Annotated in this window: 13 protein-coding genes and 1 other RNA gene; 10 read left to right on the top strand and 4 right to left on the bottom strand. The window is 36.9% G+C overall.

Annotated features, from left to right (window positions below; translation table 11 throughout):
- Positions 1-264: 264 nt before the first annotated feature.
- Both LB076_RS09610 and LB076_RS09605 read left to right on the top strand, forming a co-directional pair.
- Complete coding sequence (locus tag LB076_RS09610; RefSeq protein ID WP_066330837.1) at positions 265-1,104, top strand: universal stress protein; 840 nt, start codon at positions 265-267, stop codon at positions 1,102-1,104.
- A 171-nt stretch (positions 1,105-1,275) separates the two neighbouring features.
- Positions 1,276-3,048 (top strand): MutS-related protein, encoded by a 1,773-nt coding sequence (locus LB076_RS09605; protein WP_066330834.1) that lies wholly within the window; start codon positions 1,276-1,278, stop codon positions 3,046-3,048.
- Positions 3,049-3,066: 18 nt separating this feature from the next.
- On the opposite strand, the gene LB076_RS09600 is transcribed toward LB076_RS09605, so the two are convergent.
- From LB076_RS09600 to LB076_RS09590, 3 genes are all read right to left on the bottom strand, one after another.
- Positions 3,067-3,546, bottom strand: coding sequence for a DNA polymerase III subunit gamma/tau (locus LB076_RS09600; protein WP_232505646.1), 480 nt, complete (start codon positions 3,544-3,546; stop codon positions 3,067-3,069).
- A 167-nt stretch (positions 3,547-3,713) separates the two neighbouring features.
- Positions 3,714-4,787: a DNA polymerase III subunit gamma/tau gene (dnaX, locus tag LB076_RS09595; protein ID WP_066330824.1), complete on the bottom strand. Its 1,074-nt coding sequence runs from the start codon at positions 4,785-4,787 to the stop codon at positions 3,714-3,716.
- 126 nt (positions 4,788-4,913) lie between these two features.
- Positions 4,914-5,225: a hypothetical protein gene (locus LB076_RS09590; RefSeq protein WP_066330822.1), complete on the bottom strand. Its 312-nt coding sequence runs from the start codon at positions 5,223-5,225 to the stop codon at positions 4,914-4,916.
- A 125-nt stretch (positions 5,226-5,350) separates the two neighbouring features.
- Between LB076_RS09590 and rnpB the strand changes: the two genes are divergently transcribed.
- An RNA gene (gene rnpB, locus LB076_RS09585) (RNase P RNA component class A) lies at positions 5,351-5,670 on the top strand.
- Between the two features lie 79 nt (positions 5,671-5,749).
- Here the strand turns inward: rnpB and LB076_RS09580 are convergent.
- Entirely contained in the window at positions 5,750-7,294 is a 1,545-nt protein-coding gene (locus LB076_RS09580) for a hypothetical protein (protein ID WP_066330819.1), read from the bottom strand.
- 155 nt (positions 7,295-7,449) lie between these two features.
- Between LB076_RS09580 and LB076_RS09575 the strand changes: the two genes are divergently transcribed.
- From LB076_RS09575 to acs, 7 genes are all read left to right on the top strand, one after another.
- Complete coding sequence (locus LB076_RS09575) at positions 7,450-8,613, top strand: 2-isopropylmalate synthase (protein ID WP_066330817.1); 1,164 nt, start codon at positions 7,450-7,452, stop codon at positions 8,611-8,613.
- 37 nt (positions 8,614-8,650) lie between these two features.
- Positions 8,651-9,772, top strand: coding sequence for a 3-isopropylmalate dehydrogenase (leuB, locus tag LB076_RS09570; protein WP_066330812.1), 1,122 nt, complete (start codon positions 8,651-8,653; stop codon positions 9,770-9,772).
- Positions 9,773-10,053: 281 nt separating this feature from the next.
- A complete protein-coding gene (ilvD, locus tag LB076_RS09565) occupies positions 10,054-11,727 on the top strand; it encodes a dihydroxy-acid dehydratase (RefSeq protein WP_066330965.1) in 1,674 nt (557 codons plus the stop codon).
- A 125-nt stretch (positions 11,728-11,852) separates the two neighbouring features.
- On the top strand, positions 11,853-13,547 hold the full coding sequence (gene ilvB, locus LB076_RS09560; RefSeq protein WP_066330809.1) for a biosynthetic-type acetolactate synthase large subunit: 1,695 nt from the start codon (positions 11,853-11,855) through the stop codon (positions 13,545-13,547).
- A 4-nt stretch (positions 13,548-13,551) separates the two neighbouring features.
- On the top strand, positions 13,552-14,079 hold the full coding sequence (gene ilvN / locus LB076_RS09555) for an acetolactate synthase small subunit (RefSeq protein WP_066330806.1): 528 nt from the start codon (positions 13,552-13,554) through the stop codon (positions 14,077-14,079).
- Between the two features lie 9 nt (positions 14,080-14,088).
- The gene (ilvC, locus tag LB076_RS09550; protein ID WP_066330805.1) at positions 14,089-15,558 is read left to right on the top strand and encodes a ketol-acid reductoisomerase; all 1,470 of its coding nucleotides are present in this window, start codon (positions 14,089-14,091) and stop codon (positions 15,556-15,558) included.
- 337 nt (positions 15,559-15,895) lie between these two features.
- Positions 15,896-17,803 carry an acetate--CoA ligase gene (gene acs / locus LB076_RS09545; protein ID WP_066330803.1) on the top strand — a complete coding sequence of 636 codons (1,908 nt, stop codon included), beginning with the start codon at positions 15,896-15,898 and terminating at the stop codon, positions 17,801-17,803.
- Positions 17,804-17,817: the final 14 nt, after the last annotated feature.

Here is a 17,817-nt window from a genome sequence, read left to right as displayed (position 1 = left end):
AAATCTTACTAAGGGATGGAAAGGATTTTTGAGGGATTCTGGGCTGTATTTGCGTGAGGGATAGGAGCTAGCTACCAAAGTAGCGCGTATAGCCCGACAGCAGGACTAAAAATGGGCCCTGACGAGAATCTAAATAGCCCATTTTTAGGGCTGGTGGCACGCCCTAATTTTTTCTTAAATTTTTGATAAAGAAGTGATTTTTATCATAGTATTGGTGTATTTTTAGACTTAATTTTGGTTTATTAATCCTAAAAAAACGCTACTATGAAACGCATTCTTTTTCCGACTGATTTTTCTCCAACGGCTACTAACGCCTTTGTTCATGCTCTAGAGTTTGCCAAAATGGTGCAAGGGGAGCTGATTTTGTTACATACCTTTGAGTTGCCTGTTTATGATAGTCAGTTTTTTCCGCAAAATTATATGGTGCTTTATGAGTCTTTAGAGTTGTCTCAGTTTGATATGTTTAAAGAGGAGATTCCGAAATTACGGGCTATTGCTGCGCAGCGCAATCTGGATGGAATTAAAATGACGCATCGTTTGATGGAGGGTGGTTTGGTGTATGCCATCGAAAAAGCAATTAAGGAAGACCAAATTGATTATGTGGTTATGGGAACCGAAGGTGGCTCTACGGGCTGGACTTCTTTTTTCTCGGAGACCAACACGGCCAATGTACTGACCAATATTGAGGTGCCGTTGTTGAGCGTGCCATCTGAGGCGGTTTACAAGCCAATAGATACTATAGGATTTACTACTAGATTTAGAAAAAAAGATAAAAAAGCACTCAAAAAAGTTTTAAAAATTGCCAAATTTGCTGGTGCAGAGGTAAAGTGTTTGTATGTACAAACCTCCGAATCGGATGTGGATAAAACAACTATCCAAAAATGGGAAGAGGATTTTAAGGACGAAGCGGTATCTTTTTTTGTGGTACCTAGTGACGAAATAAAAGCGTCTATTTTGGACTTTATAGCATACAAAGAGGTTGATGTATTGACTATGTTAACCTACAAAAGAGGTTTTTTTGAAGGAATCATGAATCCTAGTTTGACCAAAAAATTCTCTAAAACTTTTGAAATTCCCATTTTGTCCATTGCCATAAAAGCTTAGTCTATTAAAATGGTTTTAAAAAGGAGTAAACCGTGTTTATGCCTTTAATAAAGCAGTCCGAATTTCAAAAATTTGGACTGCTTTATTTTTAGAAAAAATACTGGCAATTTAAGTTTTTATTAGGGTTCTTTTTGTGCCATAATTCTATATTTGTATTTTATACTTTATACCATGAACCGTTACCAATCCAATCAAAATAAGTACTCGCAAAAACTGGCTTTAATCCATAAAAAATATACCACAATAAGTTTTTTGAGACTGGTGAGTATCTTTTTGTTTTTGGCTTTTGGGTATGTATATTTGCAACAAAACAGCCTGTTGTATGGGGTTTTGGCGGTAGTTTTTTTTGCCGTTTTTATAGTTTTGATGCGCTTGCACGCTGCACTCTTGCATAAGAAAATACTTACTGAAACGCTTATAGAAATTAACCAAAACGAGCGCGAGTATTTAGAAAAAAACCGTTTGTCATTTGCAAATGGTGCTAGTTTTAACGATTTTCAGCACCCGTATGCCTATGATTTGGATATTTTTGGGGAGCATTCGTTGTTTCAAAATCTAAACCGAACAGCTACTTATATTGGCAAAAAAACGCTTGCCAACCAACTTTTGTCGCTGTTGCCCAACCAGCAAATTATAGAAAATCAAGAAGCCATAAAGGAGTTGTCTCAAAAATTAGATTGGCGTCAGGAGTTTTTGGCTTACGCAAAAATGAGCAAGGATACCCAGTTGTCTTATCAAGGTTTGCTGACTTGGAGCAAATTTCCGAGTACGGCACTGCCTAAATGGACACATGTTGCCTCATACCTTTTGCCTGCTTTATTTTTGGGAGTTTTGGTAGCTTACATCTTTACGGGCAATATGGGGCTTTTGTCTTATTTGGGTTCTATTTTTGCCCTTAATTTGGTTATTTTAGGGCTGTTTTTAAAACGTATCCAAATAGAAATTGCCAATGCAGAATCTATGGACAAAGTGATCGAGCACTATGGTTTGTTGCTCCATAAAATTGAAAAAGAAACTTTTGTATCTCAAAAACTAATCGACTTACAACAACAACTGGTTTTTGAAACCACACCAGCAAGTTCACACCTCCAGAAACTATCTGGATTGTTTGCCAACATGGACACCATCGGAAATTTAGTGGCAGCTTCCTTATTTAATGGTACGTTTCTATTTAACCTACATGTTCTGAAAAAATTAATAGCTTGGAAAAAAGCTCATGCTACTGTTTTGGAAACCTGGTTGGCTATTATTGGTGAATTTGAAATGCTCAATAGTCTTGCTAATTTTGCATACAACAATCCAGAATTTGTATATCCGGAATTAAATTCGGACTACAAAATTAATTTTAAAGAGTTGAGCCACCCGCTACTAAATTCTGAAAAGAGAGTGGGCAATACGGTCCATTTTCATCCACAAAGATTTATAATTTTGACTGGATCCAATATGTCCGGAAAAAGTACTTTTTTGAGAAGTTTAGGCGTAAATATGGTTTTGTCCGGAATGGGTTCTGTGGTCTGCGCCAAAGAAGCACAATTGCATCCAATGCCTATTTTGGTATCCATGCGATTATCGGATTCTTTGTCGGATAGTGAATCGTATTTTTTTGCAGAAATCAAAAGGTTGAAACAAATTATGGATGCCTTAGATCAAAAACCCGCTTTTGTATTATTGGATGAAATCTTGAGAGGCACCAACTCGGACGACAAACGCAATGGTACCATTGAAGTGGTCAAAAAAATACTTGCCAAAAATGCCATAGGAGCAATAGCCACCCACGATATTGAGGTTTGCTTAACGACCAAGGACTATCCAGATATTTTGACAAACCAGTGTTTTGAAGTAACTATAGTTGCCAATGAATTGCATTTTGATTATACCCTTAGAGAGGGGGTTTGCAAAAATAAAAGTGCTACTTTTTTGATGCAAAAAATGGGAGTAATCTAAAGTATATCCGTATTTTGGTTAGCTAATATCTAATCCAAAGGTGGTTCGCAACAGCTCTATATTTGGGTTTATTTCGTGCAGACGGTTGTATCGATCTTGGTCGTTAAAGCTTCGTTTGCTTTCTATGCTTTCGTTCACGGTTACTTCTATAGTAATGTCATGGTTGTGCAAATGCCCTCGCAAATGCCCAACTAATCCGTTGATTTGTCCTTCAAAATCCAATTTAGAACCTTCGTTGGGCAACTCAATGCTAATTGTAGTGCCGTTTAATACTGGATCATTGATCAGTAGCAACGATTCCATTATCTTAAATCCTTTGACTCCTAATTTGGTAGCGTAGTTTGTCCACTGGATTTTCATTTCGGTTTCGGTAAATGCTTTGGTGGGCAAGTTCTCTGTAGGTTTTACAAAGTTTTTGCTACTTTCTTCTAAGGCTTTTTTGGCTTTGATACTTGCTAATGAAAACGCAGAAACCTTTGGCCCATCTGTGGTAGGCAATGGGTTAGAAACCGTGCGTTCTACTGGTGGTGTGTGGACTACTTCGACAGGTTTTTGTGTGGGTACAACAGGCGGTGCTTGGGTAGTATTTGTTGTAGCTGGTTTTGGAACCTCGGCTATAGAGTCTTCTTGTTTTTTAAAATAACTAGGTGGTAGTATATACGATACTACTTTTTTTTTTGGCCATCAATATCCATAGAAGCCAATTGCATCAAACAAAGCTCTACAAGCAAGCGTTGGTTTTGGCTTACTTTATATTTTAAATCACAATCATTAGCAATTTCTATCGCTTGTAGCAAAAAGGCAGCACTGCATTTTTGTGCTTGTTCTGCATATATTTTTTGTGCTTGTTCCCCAACTTCTAACAAAAGGAGTGTTGCTGGGGTTTTACTCACTAATATATCTCTAAAGTGTGACGCCAACCCAGATACAAAGTGATGGGCATCAAATCCTTTGGAGAGTATGGTGTTAAATGCCAGCAATACATCTGGAATTTTGTTCTCTAACAACAAGTAGGTTATGTTGCTATAGGTTTCGTAATCCAGTACATTTAAATTTTCGGTAACGGCTTGACGGGTCAAATTGGTGCCGCAATACGATACTACTCGATCAAAAATAGACAAGGCATCTCGCATGGCACCATCTGCTTTTTGGGCAATTATATGTAAGGCATCATCCTCAAAGGTAATCCCTTGGTTGGTAGCTACTTCTGCTAGATGTTCTTTGGCATCTTTGACGGTGATTCTTTTAAAATCAAAAATCTGGCAACGCGATAAAATAGTTGGAATAATTTTGTGTTTCTCGGTGGTAGCCAAGATAAAGATTGCGTGCTTAGGTGGCTCTTCGAGTGTTTTTAAAAACGCATTGAATGCCGCCGAAGACAACATGTGCACCTCGTCAATTATATATACTTTGTATTTGCCTGTTTGGGGCGGAATACGAACTTGGTCAATTAAATTTCGGATATCGTCCACGGAGTTGTTGGAGGCAGCATCTAATTCAAATACATTAAAGGCAAAATCTTCTGTAGGATCATCATAACCAGGTTGGTTAATTTTGCGGGCCAAAATACGGGCGCAGGTTGTTTTGCCTACACCACGAGGTCCGGTAAACAATAATGCAGATGCCAAATGGTTGCTCTCTATAGCATTCAATAACGTATTGGTAATCGCTTTTTGCCCCACCACATCTTTAAATGTTTGTGGGCGGTATTTACGAGCTGATACAACAAACTGTTCCATAGATTTTAATTGGATAGCAAAGATAGGCAATGCCTTTATATTATAAAAAGGATAGTTTGTATAATTCTAAAAATTATAATTTATAGCTTTATTACCAATTGCATACTAAGTTCTTAAAGTCTCCATCTAGGCTCTGTCTTTGTGTCTGTTTTTGATACTTAATTGAATTAGAGTTTGGCCGGCATCATTAATAGAATTAGCCGAAAAACCAGCCACAAACACGCCTTTTTTTCCGGAGGTTGCTTTTATTCCATATACAATAGCCGCATCTCCTGGATCGGTATTGCCTTCGTACCTATAGATATGTTCTATTTGGTAGTTGTGTGGATTTTGGACAATGTCTTGCTCATGAATGTTAAAATCAAAGGTATATCCCTTTTCATGCAAATCATCTAATGCTTTAGAAACCGTGGCGTAGTGGTACATTTTATTTTTCATAAATTAAGAAGGGTACTGGTTTATTTCTTAAAGGTAACTATTTTGTACTTAAGACATTGCAAAAGTGTTGTTAAAGTACCGAACAGAAAACACCAACCGAACCAATAAATAATGTAAATTTGTAGCCAACAGACCGCCTTATCGCTGTTTTGAGCAATCAAGAGAGAGGAAAGTCCGGACACCATAGAGAAGCATAGCGGGTAACACCCGTCGGTTTCAATGTATTGAAATTAGGACAAGTGCAACAGAAAGTATGTACAGGTAATGCTGTAGTGAAACCAGGTAAACTCTATGCGGTGAAATATCAAGTATATCAGCATTTAAAAGCTTCTCGTTTGTTGCTGAAGGGTAGATAGTTGGAGTCTCAGAGTAATTTGAGACCTAGATAAATGATAAGGGTTTGCTTTTGCAAATACAGAATCCGGCTTATAGGTCTGTTTTTTTTAGTATTTTATTGCATTTCTTCTGCAACTAAAATTGTTTTAGATAATTGGCCGAGAAACCTTTGGCTAGAACGAGCTGTTTTAGCGGTTATTTAATTGGGCTTTTTCTTGTATAATTTCGGCTATTTTTTTGTTCTCAATTTTGCTCTCTAACCACGAAATGATATCCAAATATAAGAAGGCTCTTTTTTCGTAGGTATTGTTTTCGAGTTCTATAAAACGGGCACGCATTTTAATAAATTCTTTTTTAATATCGGCAGGGTATAGGGTGTTTAAATTTTTCAAAAAGCGGATAATTTCTTTTTGAACCTCTTGCAAATCATTCATTTTCAAAAGAAACTTATAGGTGTTCTTTAACTGAGATTCTAGGTTAAAATCTTTGCCCATTTCATAATGTACAATCAAATACAACAACCGGGCAAAACACATCAAATCCTCGCGCATGCTAAGGTTTTTGTTGTTTATAATTTTTTCTAGATAATAGATCGATTCGGCATATTTTTCGGTACCAAAATAAATACAGGCTATTTTGTAATAAAAAAGCATTTCATGGTGTTCATCTAGATGTTCACTATGGATTTTTATTTTATGTAAAACTTCGGGTATTAAATACTCACTTTCTTTAAAGGATCCCTCTAAAATGTGGTAATTTAATTTGTTATTATACAAATATAAAAACGACAAAGAAGCAATATTATCGTTTACAGGAAAACGGGGGTCTTGAATGGTTTGTTCTAACTGCAGTAAGTATTTTTTAAAATTAGATTTGTATTTTAACATAAATAACGACTCCAACAAATAATGGTTCCCTTTTAAAAAAAATACTGGATTGAGATGGATCATCTTTGGATTATCATAAAACAAGGCAACCCATTTGTAGGCATATTTATAACTACTCAAAAAATCTTGCACCAAAAAACTGCGCCATAAATTGGCGTTATAAAACCAGTATTTTTCTCTAAACCCAAATTTACTTTCTTCTAGATGTGCTATGTGTTTGGTAAAATAATCGTCTATTTGTTGGTATTCGGTATCGTCTTTAACATAGCCTGTTTTTAGCATAATGCCATATAATTGCAGCGACAAATTAGATAACTTGCTCGAAATGGTATTGCGATAATTTAGCTCCTTGGCCTGAATGACTAGTTCGTCTGCACGGCCCTGGATGCTTCGGGTGATGTATTGAGATTCTATTAATTTTTCGAATTCTACAATTTCAAAAGCCATATATTTCTCGTCATTTTCTAATGCCTGAATTTTGGTTTTGTCCAAAATTTTTAAACTCTGTTTGTACAATCCTTTATTATACAAAATACTTGCAAAATCAATTTGCTCTCGGAGTTGGTATCGGATATTTTGACTAGGGATGTTCAACCGAATGCTAACCAATATTTGTTTGTACAAATACGATTTTAGGTTAGAGAGTTGCACTTTTTTAATAACGCCACTCTTTAGAATGAGTTTTTCGTCATAATTCTCGGATTTATCTAAAATAGTGAAGAGTTCCATAAATTTTGTATGAGAACTGGTTTCTAATCTGCTGGCAAAAATTTTGAATTGCCTTTTTTCTGACTTAGAAAGGGATTTAATCAATACAAATAAAAAATCTTTTTGATGGTTAGCCATTGTAAAATAGTAAAGCTTAATTTATTATAAATCAATAACTTAACTAGTTTTGTTTTGCTTTATGAGCAGTATATTTGGAAGGATTTGGTTTTATTTTAAAGCAATCAAATCTAACTTTGTTATTGAAATGTGAAATTACATTAAATAAATGGATAATGAATAGAGAGAAAGTTCAAATTTTTGACACAACCTTAAGAGATGGGGAACAAGTACCAGGATGTAAATTAGACACCAAGCAAAAACTCCTCATTGCCAATCGATTAGATCAAATGGGTGTGGATGTTATTGAAGCTGGTTTTCCGGTATCTAGTCCAGGGGATTTTTTGTCAGTTACTGAAATCAGTAAATTGGTAAAAAACGCCACTGTTTGTGGCTTAACCCGAGCTGTGGAGAAAGATATTGATGTAGCTGCTGCAGCTTTAAAATATGCCAAAAAACCAAGAATACATACCGGAATAGGTACTTCAGAATCCCATATAAAACACAAACTAAACACCACTAGAGAAGATATTATAGCCCGAGCAAAATTTGCCGTAGCGCATGCCAAATCGTATGTAGAAGATGTAGAATTTTATGCCGAAGATGCCGGAAGAACCGATAACGAGTTCTTGGCTCGAGTCTGTGAAGAGGTTATCAAATCTGGAGCAACGGTCTTAAACATTCCCGATACCACAGGATATTGTTTGCCCGAAGAATATGGTGCAAAAATTAAGTATTTAAAAGAAAACGTTAAAGGTATAGACCACGTTACCTTGTCGTGTCATTGTCATAATGATTTGGGTATGGCAACAGCCAACTCTATAGCAGGAGCAACAAATGGAGCTAGACAAATTGAATGTACCATTAACGGAATAGGAGAAAGAGCCGGAAATACCGCTTTAGAAGAAGTGGTAATGATCTTTAAACAACACCCATACCTTAATTTATACACCGATATAGATACCAAACAACTCAACGAAATGAGTAGGTTGGTGTCCGAGAGTATGGGCATGTTGGTACAGCCCAACAAAGCCATTGTAGGAGCAAATGCTTTTGCACACAGTTCTGGAATCCATCAAGATGGCGTTATCAAAAATAGAGCCACCTACGAGATTATGGATCCATTAGATGTAGGCGTGAACGAATCTTCTATAATACTTACAGCCCGTAGCGGAAGAGCCGCCCTAGCCTATAGAGCCAAAAAAGTAGGTTACGAACTAACTAAAGTACAATTGGATCTTGTTTATATCGAATTTTTAAAATTTGCAGATATTAAAAAAGAAGTCGTGGACGACGACATCCATCAAATAATAGAAGCTTGCAAAACAATATCCGTATAGTCAGCCAGCAAAATAACACAACCTAAAGCTCTAAATTATGAATCTAAAAATAGCCGTTTTAGCAGGAGATGGTATTGGTCCAGAAGTAGTCTTGCAGGCCAAAAAGGCACTACACGCTATTGGGGTGATGTTTGACCATGACTTTATTTTTGAAGAAGCTCTAGTAGGCGCAGTTGCTATAGACAAAACCGGAACCGCTCTACCAGAACAAACCCTAAATTTATGTTTAAACACTGATGCCGTATTATTTGGAACCGTCGACAACAAAGACAACCAAGATACGAATCTAAATTCTGAAAAAAGCCCCTCCCAAGGTGTTTTAAAATTAAGAAAAGAATTGGGGTTATTTGCCAACCAAAGACCCATCAAAACCTATTCAAGTCTAGTGCCTTTTTCTCCATTAAAGAGAGAAATCATAGACGGTACGGATTTTATAATTTTTAGAGAACTAACCGGCGGCATTTACTTTGGTGACAAAACCTTAAACAAAGACAAAACCAAAGCAACCGATTTGTGTCAATATACCCAAGAAGAAATAAGCCGAATTACCCATTTGGCATTTCAAGCTGCCCAAAAAAGAAAAAAGAAAGTAACCCTAGTTGATAAAGCCAACGTTCTAGAAACATCCAGATTATGGCGCAACGTAGTGCAGCAAATTAGTCTGGACTATCCAGAGGTAGCGTTGCAATTTTTGTATGTAGACAACGCCGCAATGCAATTGGTGGTAAACCCCAAACAATTTGACATTTTGTTGACCGAAAACCTTTTTGGAGACATCCTATCGGATGAAGCCAGTGCAATAACCGGTACAATTGGTCTATTGGCTTCTGCAAGTTTTGGCACCACCAAGGCATTGTTTGAGCCCTTACATGGTTCTTTCGCTTTGGCAAAAGATAAAAACATAGCAAATCCAATTGCATCTATCGTTTCGGCAGCCATGTTGCTGGAGCATTTTGGATTGCAAACCGAAGCCAATTTAGTTTATCAAGCAGTACAAAAAGCCATTGACTACAATGTTGTAACCATGGATTTAAACCCAGGCACTAATTTTGGTACCCACGAAGTAGGAACTTTTATTTCAAATTTTATACTAAACAAAGATGATTTGTTATATTTTAACACAAATAATGTTCATATAGGGCAGTCCACTATTGTTTAATAGCTAAATAAGCAACAAAAGCATTAAATAGTTAAGAGAGAGATAATTTTTTGTTTAAATTGTGTTTTTTGTTTCAATAGTTTTTTATACCTTTGTGACCTCAAAAAAAAACACATGCAAGTATCTACTATTATTTCTTCTATTATCATTGTCAACGTACTTGTTGTCAATGTGATTATTGCATAGGGAAGTATATTGATATGATTAAAAATATTAAAAACCTCCTAAATCATTTAGGAGGTTTTTTTATAAAAAAAATAAATTACACAAACAGATATAGAATGGAATTAAATAAATACAGCAAAACCATAACGCAAGACGAAACACAACCTGCTGCACAAGCTATGTTGTACGGAATTGGTTTAACCGAAGAAGATTTAAACAAAGCCCAAGTAGGTATTGTAAGTATGGGATACGAAGGAAACACCTGTAACATGCATTTAAATGATCTAGCCAAAGACATTAAAACCGGAGTCTGGAAACAAGATCTAGTCGGGCTTATTTTTAATACCATTGGAGTGAGTGACGGTATCTCTAACGGTACTGACGGAATGCGTTATTCCTTAGTATCTAGAGATGTAATTGCAGATTCTATCGAAACCGTAATGGGAGCACAATGGTATGATGCCATGATTGCAGTTCCGGGTTGTGACAAAAACATGCCAGGTTCTGTAATTGCTATGGGGAGAGTTAACCGTCCAGCAATTATGGTTTACGGCGGAACGATACACTCCGGAAAATGGAAAGGAGAATCCCTCAATATTGTTTCTGCATTTGAAGCCTTAGGCAAAAAATTTAACAATACCATTGCACCAGATGATTTTAAGGGAGTTATCAAAAATGCTTGCCCTGGAGCAGGAGCCTGTGGCGGCATGTACACTGCCAACACCATGTCTTCGGCAATTGAAGCCCTCGGAATGAGTTTGCCGTATAGCTCCTCAAATCCTGCTTTGAGCCCAGAAAAAAAACAAGAATGTCTTGACGCCGGAAAAGCAATCCGAATACTATTAGAAAAAGACATCAAACCTAGAGACATCATGACTCGAGAAGCATTTGAAAATGCAATTACCATGGTGGCAGTTTTAGGAGGCTCTACCAATGCAGTAATGCATTTAATCGCCATGGCACATGCCGTAGATATTGAAATTACTCTGAAAGATTTTCAGGACATTAGTGATAAAACGCCATTATTGGCTGATTTAAAACCTAGTGGTAAATATTTAATGGAAGACCTACACGAAGTAGGAGGTGTTCCGGCGGTAATGAAATATTTATTAAAAGAAGGATTGCTTCATGGAAATTGTCTAACCGTAACCGGAAAAACCCTAGCCGAAAATCTAGCAGCAGTACCCGATTTAAATGATGGCCAAGAGGTGATTCATGAAATCCAAAAAGCGCTAAAAGCTACCGGAAACATCCAAATTTTGTACGGAAACCTTGCCCAAGAAGGCTGTGTAGCAAAAATAAGCGGTAACGAAGGAGAGTATTTTGAAGGAGATGCTATTGTTTATGAGAACGAGCACGATGTAATTACTGGAGTTCGTAATGGCGAAGTTAAACCCGGAAACGTAGTAGTTATTCGATATTGTGGTCCAAAGGGTGGTCCAGGAATGCCAGAAATGCTCAAACCAACCTCTGCCATAATGGGTGCAGGTTTAGGCAAAAGTGTGGCTTTGATAACCGATGGTAGATTCTCAGGAGGTTCCCATGGTTTTGTTGTAGGTCACGTTACCCCCGAAGCCTATGATGGTGGCGGTATTGCACTAGTCCAAAATGGCGATATAATCACCATTGATGCGGTCAACAATACCATTAATCTTAAAATTTCTGAGCAAGAGTTTGCCCAAAGAAAAGCAAATTGGATACAACCAGAATCTAGCTTTAAAAAAGGCGTTTTATTAAAATACATCCGATCCGTATCTAGCGCATCAACCGGATGTGTAACCGACAAATAATTTACCATAACTAATTCTTTAAAATAGAAAGCTAGTTATTAGTTAGAATGTATAAAAAACACCCTCTCCTATAGAATGCCAACCCAAATTTTAGGGAATAAAGAGAGAACCTTAAGATAGAAAAAATGAAAACAAATAGAATATCCGGTGCCGAAGCCGTTATAAGATGCTTATTAGAAGAAGGAGTAGACTTAGTTTATGGCTACCCAGGTGGAGCCATAATGCCTGTTTATGATGAATTATATAAATTCAAAGACCAATTGCAACACGTATTAGTACGTCACGAACAAGGAGCCACACATGCCGCTCAAGGTTTTGCACGAGTAACTGGCAAAGTAGGGGTTGCAATTGCTACCTCAGGACCAGGAGCTACAAATCTAGTTACCGGAATTGCAGATGCCCAAATAGACTCCACTCCAATGGTTTGTATTACAGGACAAGTAGGCAAACATCTATTGGGTTCGGATGCTTTTCAAGAAACAGACATTATCGGGATATCTACCCCAGTAACCAAATGGAACTACCAAATAACCGAAGCTTCAGAAATTCCAGCCATCTTAGCCAAAGCCTTTTATATCGCTAGATCTGGTCGTCCGGGTCCTGTATTGGTAGACATTACCAAAAACGCACAATTTGACGAGTTAGATTTTAGCTATCAAAAATGTACCGGAATTAGAAGTTATCTTGCGGTTCCAAAATTAAATTTAGACAAAGTAGCACAAGCAGCCACACTAATTAATAAAGCCAAAAAACCATTAATTGTTTTTGGACAAGGCATTATTTTGGGGCAAGCCGAAGCGTTATTAAAAGAATTTATCGAAAAAACCGGGATACCTGCTGCTTGGACCATATTAGGACTTTCGGCCCTACCTACAGACCACCCTCTAAACGTAGGAATGTTAGGTATGCACGGAAATTATGCTCCCAACAAACTTACCAACGAATGCGATTTACTAATTGCCTTAGGAATGCGTTTTGATGACCGTGTGACCGGAAATTTAGACACCTATGCCAAACAAGCCAAAGTAATTCATTTTGACATTGATCCAGCTGAGATTGACAAAAACGTAAAAACAGATGTTGCTGTTCTGGCAGACGTAAAAGAATCTTTGGCGGCAATACTTCCTTTGGTTGAAAAAAAAGCACACAATTCGTGGCATAACGAGTTTAAAGAATTATACAAAATAGAATGCGAAAAAGTTATTGACGAGGAGCTAAAACCAAGCAAAAACGGAATTTCTATGGGCGAAACCATCGAAATGATCAACAAACACTCCAAAGGAGATGCTATAATGGTATCCGATGTAGGACAACACCAAATGTTTACTTGTCGTTACTCCAAATTCAACCAATCCAAAAGTAATGTAACCTCAGGCGGTTTAGGTACCATGGGATTTGCTTTGCCGGCAGCTATAGGCGCCAAAATGGGTAGACCAGATCGCGAAGTAGTAGCAATTATTGGCGATGGTGGGTTTCAGATGACAATTCAAGAACTAGGCACTATATTTCAGACCAAAGTACCCGTAAAAATAGTAGTACTTAACAATGAATTTTTAGGAATGGTACGCCAATGGCAGCAATTGTTTTTTGACAAAAGATATGCCTCCACAGAGATGACCAATCCTAATTTTGTTGCCATTGCCCAAGGCTATTACATCCAAGCAAAAAAAGTAACCAAAAGAGAAGATCTAGACGCAGCCGTTGCAGAAATGATGGCATCCAAAGAGTCTTACTTTCTGGAAGTTATGGTAGAGAAAGAAAACAATGTATTCCCAATGATTCCAACAGGAGCGTCCGTTTCTGATATCCGATTAAGTTAATATTATGGAAAATAAAACATTCACCATTTCTGTTTATTCAGAAAATAACGTTGGCCTATTAAATAGAATATCCGGTATATTCTTAAAGCGACACATTAATATACTGAGTCTAAATGTTTCAGAATCAGAGATAGAAACAGTATCTAGATTTATTATAGTAGTGGATACTACCGAAAAATGGGTGCAAAATATTGTAGGCCAATTAGAAAAACAAATTGATGTCATCAAAGCATTTTATCATGTGGATGAAGAAACCATCTTTTTAGAAAACGCATTATTCAAGATTGAATCTAGTTTGTTGTTTGATGAACGAAAAATCCAAAACATAATTAAAGAAAGTAACTCCGAGATTGTTACCGTTTCTAGAAATTTCTTTGTGATTTCAAAATCTGGAAAACGCTCCGATATAGAAGATTTATACAACAAATTAAAACCTTTTGGGATCATGCAATTTGTGCGTTCTGGAAGAATATCTATTTCCAAAGACAAAATGGAAATTTCCGCTTTATTAGAAGAATTAAAACATAAATAAAATTAAAAAATGGCAAATTATTTCAATTCATTACCACTAAGATTACAATTAGAACAATTACGCGTTTGCGAATTCATGGATCAATCCGAATTTGTGGATGGCATAGCTGCCCTAAAAGGCAAAAAAATAGTAATTGTAGGTTGTGGAGCACAAGGTTTAAACCAAGGACTAAACATGAGAGATTCTGGTTTAGATATTTCTTATGCTTTACGTCAAGAAGCTATTGATCAAAAAAGAGCTTCGTATAGTAATGCCGCAGACAACGGTTTCACTGTTGGAACCTTTGAAGATTTAATCCCAACCGCAGATTTGGTTTGTAACTTAACTCCAGATAAACAACACACTGCTGTGGTGAATACCATCATGCCATTGATGAAAGAAGGGGCAACGTTATCCTACTCCCACGGATTTAATATTGTAGAAGAAGGCATGCAAATACGCAAAGACCTTACGGTAATTATGTGTGCACCAAAATGTCCAGGATCTGAAGTACGCGAAGAATACAAGAGAGGATTTGGAGTACCGACCTTAATTGCAGTACATCCTGAAAATGACCCTAAAAAAGTTGGTTTTGCACAAGCAAAAGCCTATGCAGTAGCAACAGGTGGTCACAAAGCAGGGGTTTTAAACTCTTCTTTTGTAGCCGAAGTAAAATCCGATTTAATGGGAGAGCAAACCATACTTTGTGGTATGTTGCAAACAGGATCTATTTTATGTTTTGATAAAATGATCGAAAAAGGAATTGCACCAGGATATGCTTCTAAATTAATTCAATACGGTTGGGAAACCATCACAGAGGCATTAAAGCATGGCGGAATTACCAATATGATGGATCGTTTGTCTAATCCTTCAAAAATTGAAGCATACCGTTTATCCGAAGAATTAAAAGACCTTATGCGTCCTTTATTTCATAAACACATGGATGACATTATCTCTGGAGAATTTTCTAAAAACATGATGATCGACTGGAATAATAACGATGCTAATTTACTTAAATGGAGAGCTGCAACTGCAGAGACTAATTTTGAGAAAACACCAGCACAAGAAGCGCCAATTTCTGAACAAGAATATTTTGACAATGGTGTTCTGATGATTGCAATGGTAAAAGCAGGTGTTGAATTGGCATTTGAAACCATGACCGAAACCGGAATTATTGCAGAATCGGCTTATTACGAATCGTTGCACGAATTGCCATTGATTGCAAATACAGTAGCCAGAAAAAAATTATATGAAATGAATCGAATCATTTCAGATACTGCAGAATACGGTTGTTATTTATTTGACCATGCTTGCAAACCATTATTAACCGAGTTTATGAAAACCGTTGAAACCAACATTATTGGTACCCCATTTTCTAACTCCAATAGTGTAGACAATGCAGTATTAATTGCTGTAAACAAAAGCATCCAAGCACACCCAATTGAAGAAGTAGGAGAATGGTTGCGTGCTTCTATGACAGCTATGAAAAAAATAGGATAAATCAAGATTAAGAAAGAACACACCAACGGTGTGTTGGTAACAGGCGCGTGGCATCGTTTTTAAATATTTTGAATTAGTAAACAAATAAATAAAAAGGCTTTAAAGTGCAGGCGCGCTTGTTACATTTTCTTAATGGTAAACAACAATACCCGTTAAAAAGGTGAAATAGAGTTTCTATTTCACCTTTTTTAGCTTTATTTTTAATACAAAACAGATGGTATTAAACTTATAATTTTTAGAATATTAATACAATAAAATGTATTTTTATATCCATTTAATAATCTAAATAATTTTAAGTATTGGGTGCATTTTAATACTTTTATAAAAAAATATACGAATGAGTTACTATAAAGTGGATAATTTAGAACAATATTTTAAACATTACAATAAATCGGTTAGAGAACCCAGAAAATTTTGGGGAAAAATTGCCGAAGAAAATTTCACATGGTACCAACAATGGGAAAAAGTAGTCGATTTTAATATGGCCGAAGCAGATATTAAATGGTTTACCGAAGCTAAATTAAACATTACCAAAAACACCATTGATAGACATTTAAATAAAAGAGGAACCAAAACCGCTATTATTTTTGAACCTAATGATCCCAACGAAGAAGCGTTGCATATTACCTACAATGAATTACACCAAAGAGTATGCAAAATGGCAAATGTATTGCGCGAACAAGGCATCCAAAAAGGGGATCGGGTTTGTATCTACTTGCCCATAATACCCGAATTGGCCGTTAGTATTTTGGCATGTGCCAGAATAGGAGCGATTCATTCTGTAGTTTTTGCTGGATTTTCAGCATCTGCGGTAGCTACCAGAATAATGGATAGCGCCTGCAAAATGGTACTTACAGCCGATGGTGGTTTTAGAGGAAACAAAACGATCGAATTAAAAGAAATAATTGACGAAGCTTTAGAAAAATGCCCTTCTGTAACCCGCGTTTTGGTAACCAAAAGAACCAACACGCCTATACAAATGAAAGAAGGTAGAGACCAATGGTTGCAACCACTTTTAGAAGAAGCTTCGGATAATTCAGTGGCAGAAATAATGGATGCCGAAGACCCTCTTTTTATACTCTATACCTCTGGATCTACCGGCAAACCAAAAGGGATGGTACATACCACAGCAGGATATATGGTACATACAGCCTATACCTTCAAGAACGTATTTAATTACGAAGAAAACGATATTTTTTGGTGTACGGCAGATATTGGCTGGATAACGGGTCATTCGTATATTGTATACGGCCCTTTATTAAATGGCGCAACAACCGTGATTTTTGAAGGAGTCCCTTCGTATCCTGACTTTAGTCGTTTTTGGCAAATTATTGAAAAACATCAAATAACCCAATTCTATACCGCACCAACTGCAATTAGAGCTTTGGCAAAAGAAAGTTTAGAGTATGTCAATTCTTACCAACTGCAATCTCTAAAAGTTATTGGCTCAGTAGGAGAACCTATAAATGAAGAAGCTTGGCACTGGTTCAATGACCATGTAGGAGCCAAAAAATGTCCCGTAGTAGATACCTGGTGGCAAACAGAAACAGGAGGTATTATGATAGCGCCAATAGCCTTTGTAACGCCAACCAAGCCTACCTATGCAACGCTTCCGTTGCCGGGCATCCAACCGGTTTTGATGGATGAAAAACGTAATGAAATTGAAGGAAACCAATTAGTCGGTAGTTTGTGTATCAAGTTTCCGTGGCCCGGAATTGCAAGAACAATATGGGGAGACCACCAAAGGTATAAAGACACTTATTTTTCTGATTTTCCTGGAAAATTTTTTACCGGAGATGGCGCTTTGCGCGACGAAGTAGGCTATTATAGAATTACAGGGCGTGTCGATGATGTGGTTATTGTATCGGGACACAACCTAGGTACTGCTCCCATTGAAGATGCTATCAACGAACATCCTGCCGTTGCAGAAAGCGCAATTGTAGGTTTTCCACATGAGGTTAAAGGAAATGCATTGTATGGCTTTGTAATCTTAAAAGAAACCGGAGAATATAGAAACAAAGAAAATCTTTTTAAAGAAATCAACCAACACATTACGGATCATGTTGGGCCGATCGCTAAATTGGATAAAATTCAATTTGTATGTGAATTACCAAAAACTCGTTCCGGAAAAATTATGCGCAGAATATTGCGTAAAATTGCCGCAGGAGATTTTACCGATTTTGGAGATACCTCTACGTTATTAAACCCCGAAATTATTGACCAAATTAAAGACGGAAAAATATAAATACCCTTTGGTTT

The sequence above is a fragment of the Flavobacterium crassostreae genome, from assembly GCF_001831475.1.
Lineage (GTDB): Bacteria > Bacteroidota > Bacteroidia > Flavobacteriales > Flavobacteriaceae > Flavobacterium > Flavobacterium crassostreae.
Note: the sequence above shows the minus strand (reverse complement) of the source record. Positions and strands in the feature narration are given on the sequence as shown.

Bases quoted from the DNA above. Each gene is read 5' to 3' on its own strand.
- LB076_RS09610 (WP_066330837.1), top strand. From the start codon at position 265: ATGAAACGCATTCTTTTTCCGACTGATTTTTCTCCAACGGCTACTAAC.
- LB076_RS09605 (WP_066330834.1), top strand. From the start codon at position 1,276: ATGAACCGTTACCAATCCAATCAAAATAAGTACTCGCAAAAACTGGCT.
- dnaX (WP_066330824.1), bottom strand. From the start codon at position 4,787: ATGGAACAGTTTGTTGTATCAGCTCGTAAATACCGCCCACAAACATTT.
- LB076_RS09590 (WP_066330822.1), bottom strand. From the start codon at position 5,225: ATGAAAAATAAAATGTACCACTACGCCACGGTTTCTAAAGCATTAGAT.
- LB076_RS09580 (WP_066330819.1), bottom strand. From the start codon at position 7,294: ATGGCTAACCATCAAAAAGATTTTTTATTTGTATTGATTAAATCCCTT.
- LB076_RS09575 (WP_066330817.1), top strand. From the start codon at position 7,450: ATGAATAGAGAGAAAGTTCAAATTTTTGACACAACCTTAAGAGATGGG.
- leuB (WP_066330812.1), top strand. From the start codon at position 8,651: ATGAATCTAAAAATAGCCGTTTTAGCAGGAGATGGTATTGGTCCAGAA.
- ilvD (WP_066330965.1), top strand. From the start codon at position 10,054: ATGGAATTAAATAAATACAGCAAAACCATAACGCAAGACGAAACACAA.
- ilvB (WP_066330809.1), top strand. From the start codon at position 11,853: ATGAAAACAAATAGAATATCCGGTGCCGAAGCCGTTATAAGATGCTTA.
- ilvN (WP_066330806.1), top strand. From the start codon at position 13,552: ATGGAAAATAAAACATTCACCATTTCTGTTTATTCAGAAAATAACGTT.
- ilvC (WP_066330805.1), top strand. From the start codon at position 14,089: ATGGCAAATTATTTCAATTCATTACCACTAAGATTACAATTAGAACAA.
- acs (WP_066330803.1), top strand. From the start codon at position 15,896: ATGAGTTACTATAAAGTGGATAATTTAGAACAATATTTTAAACATTAC.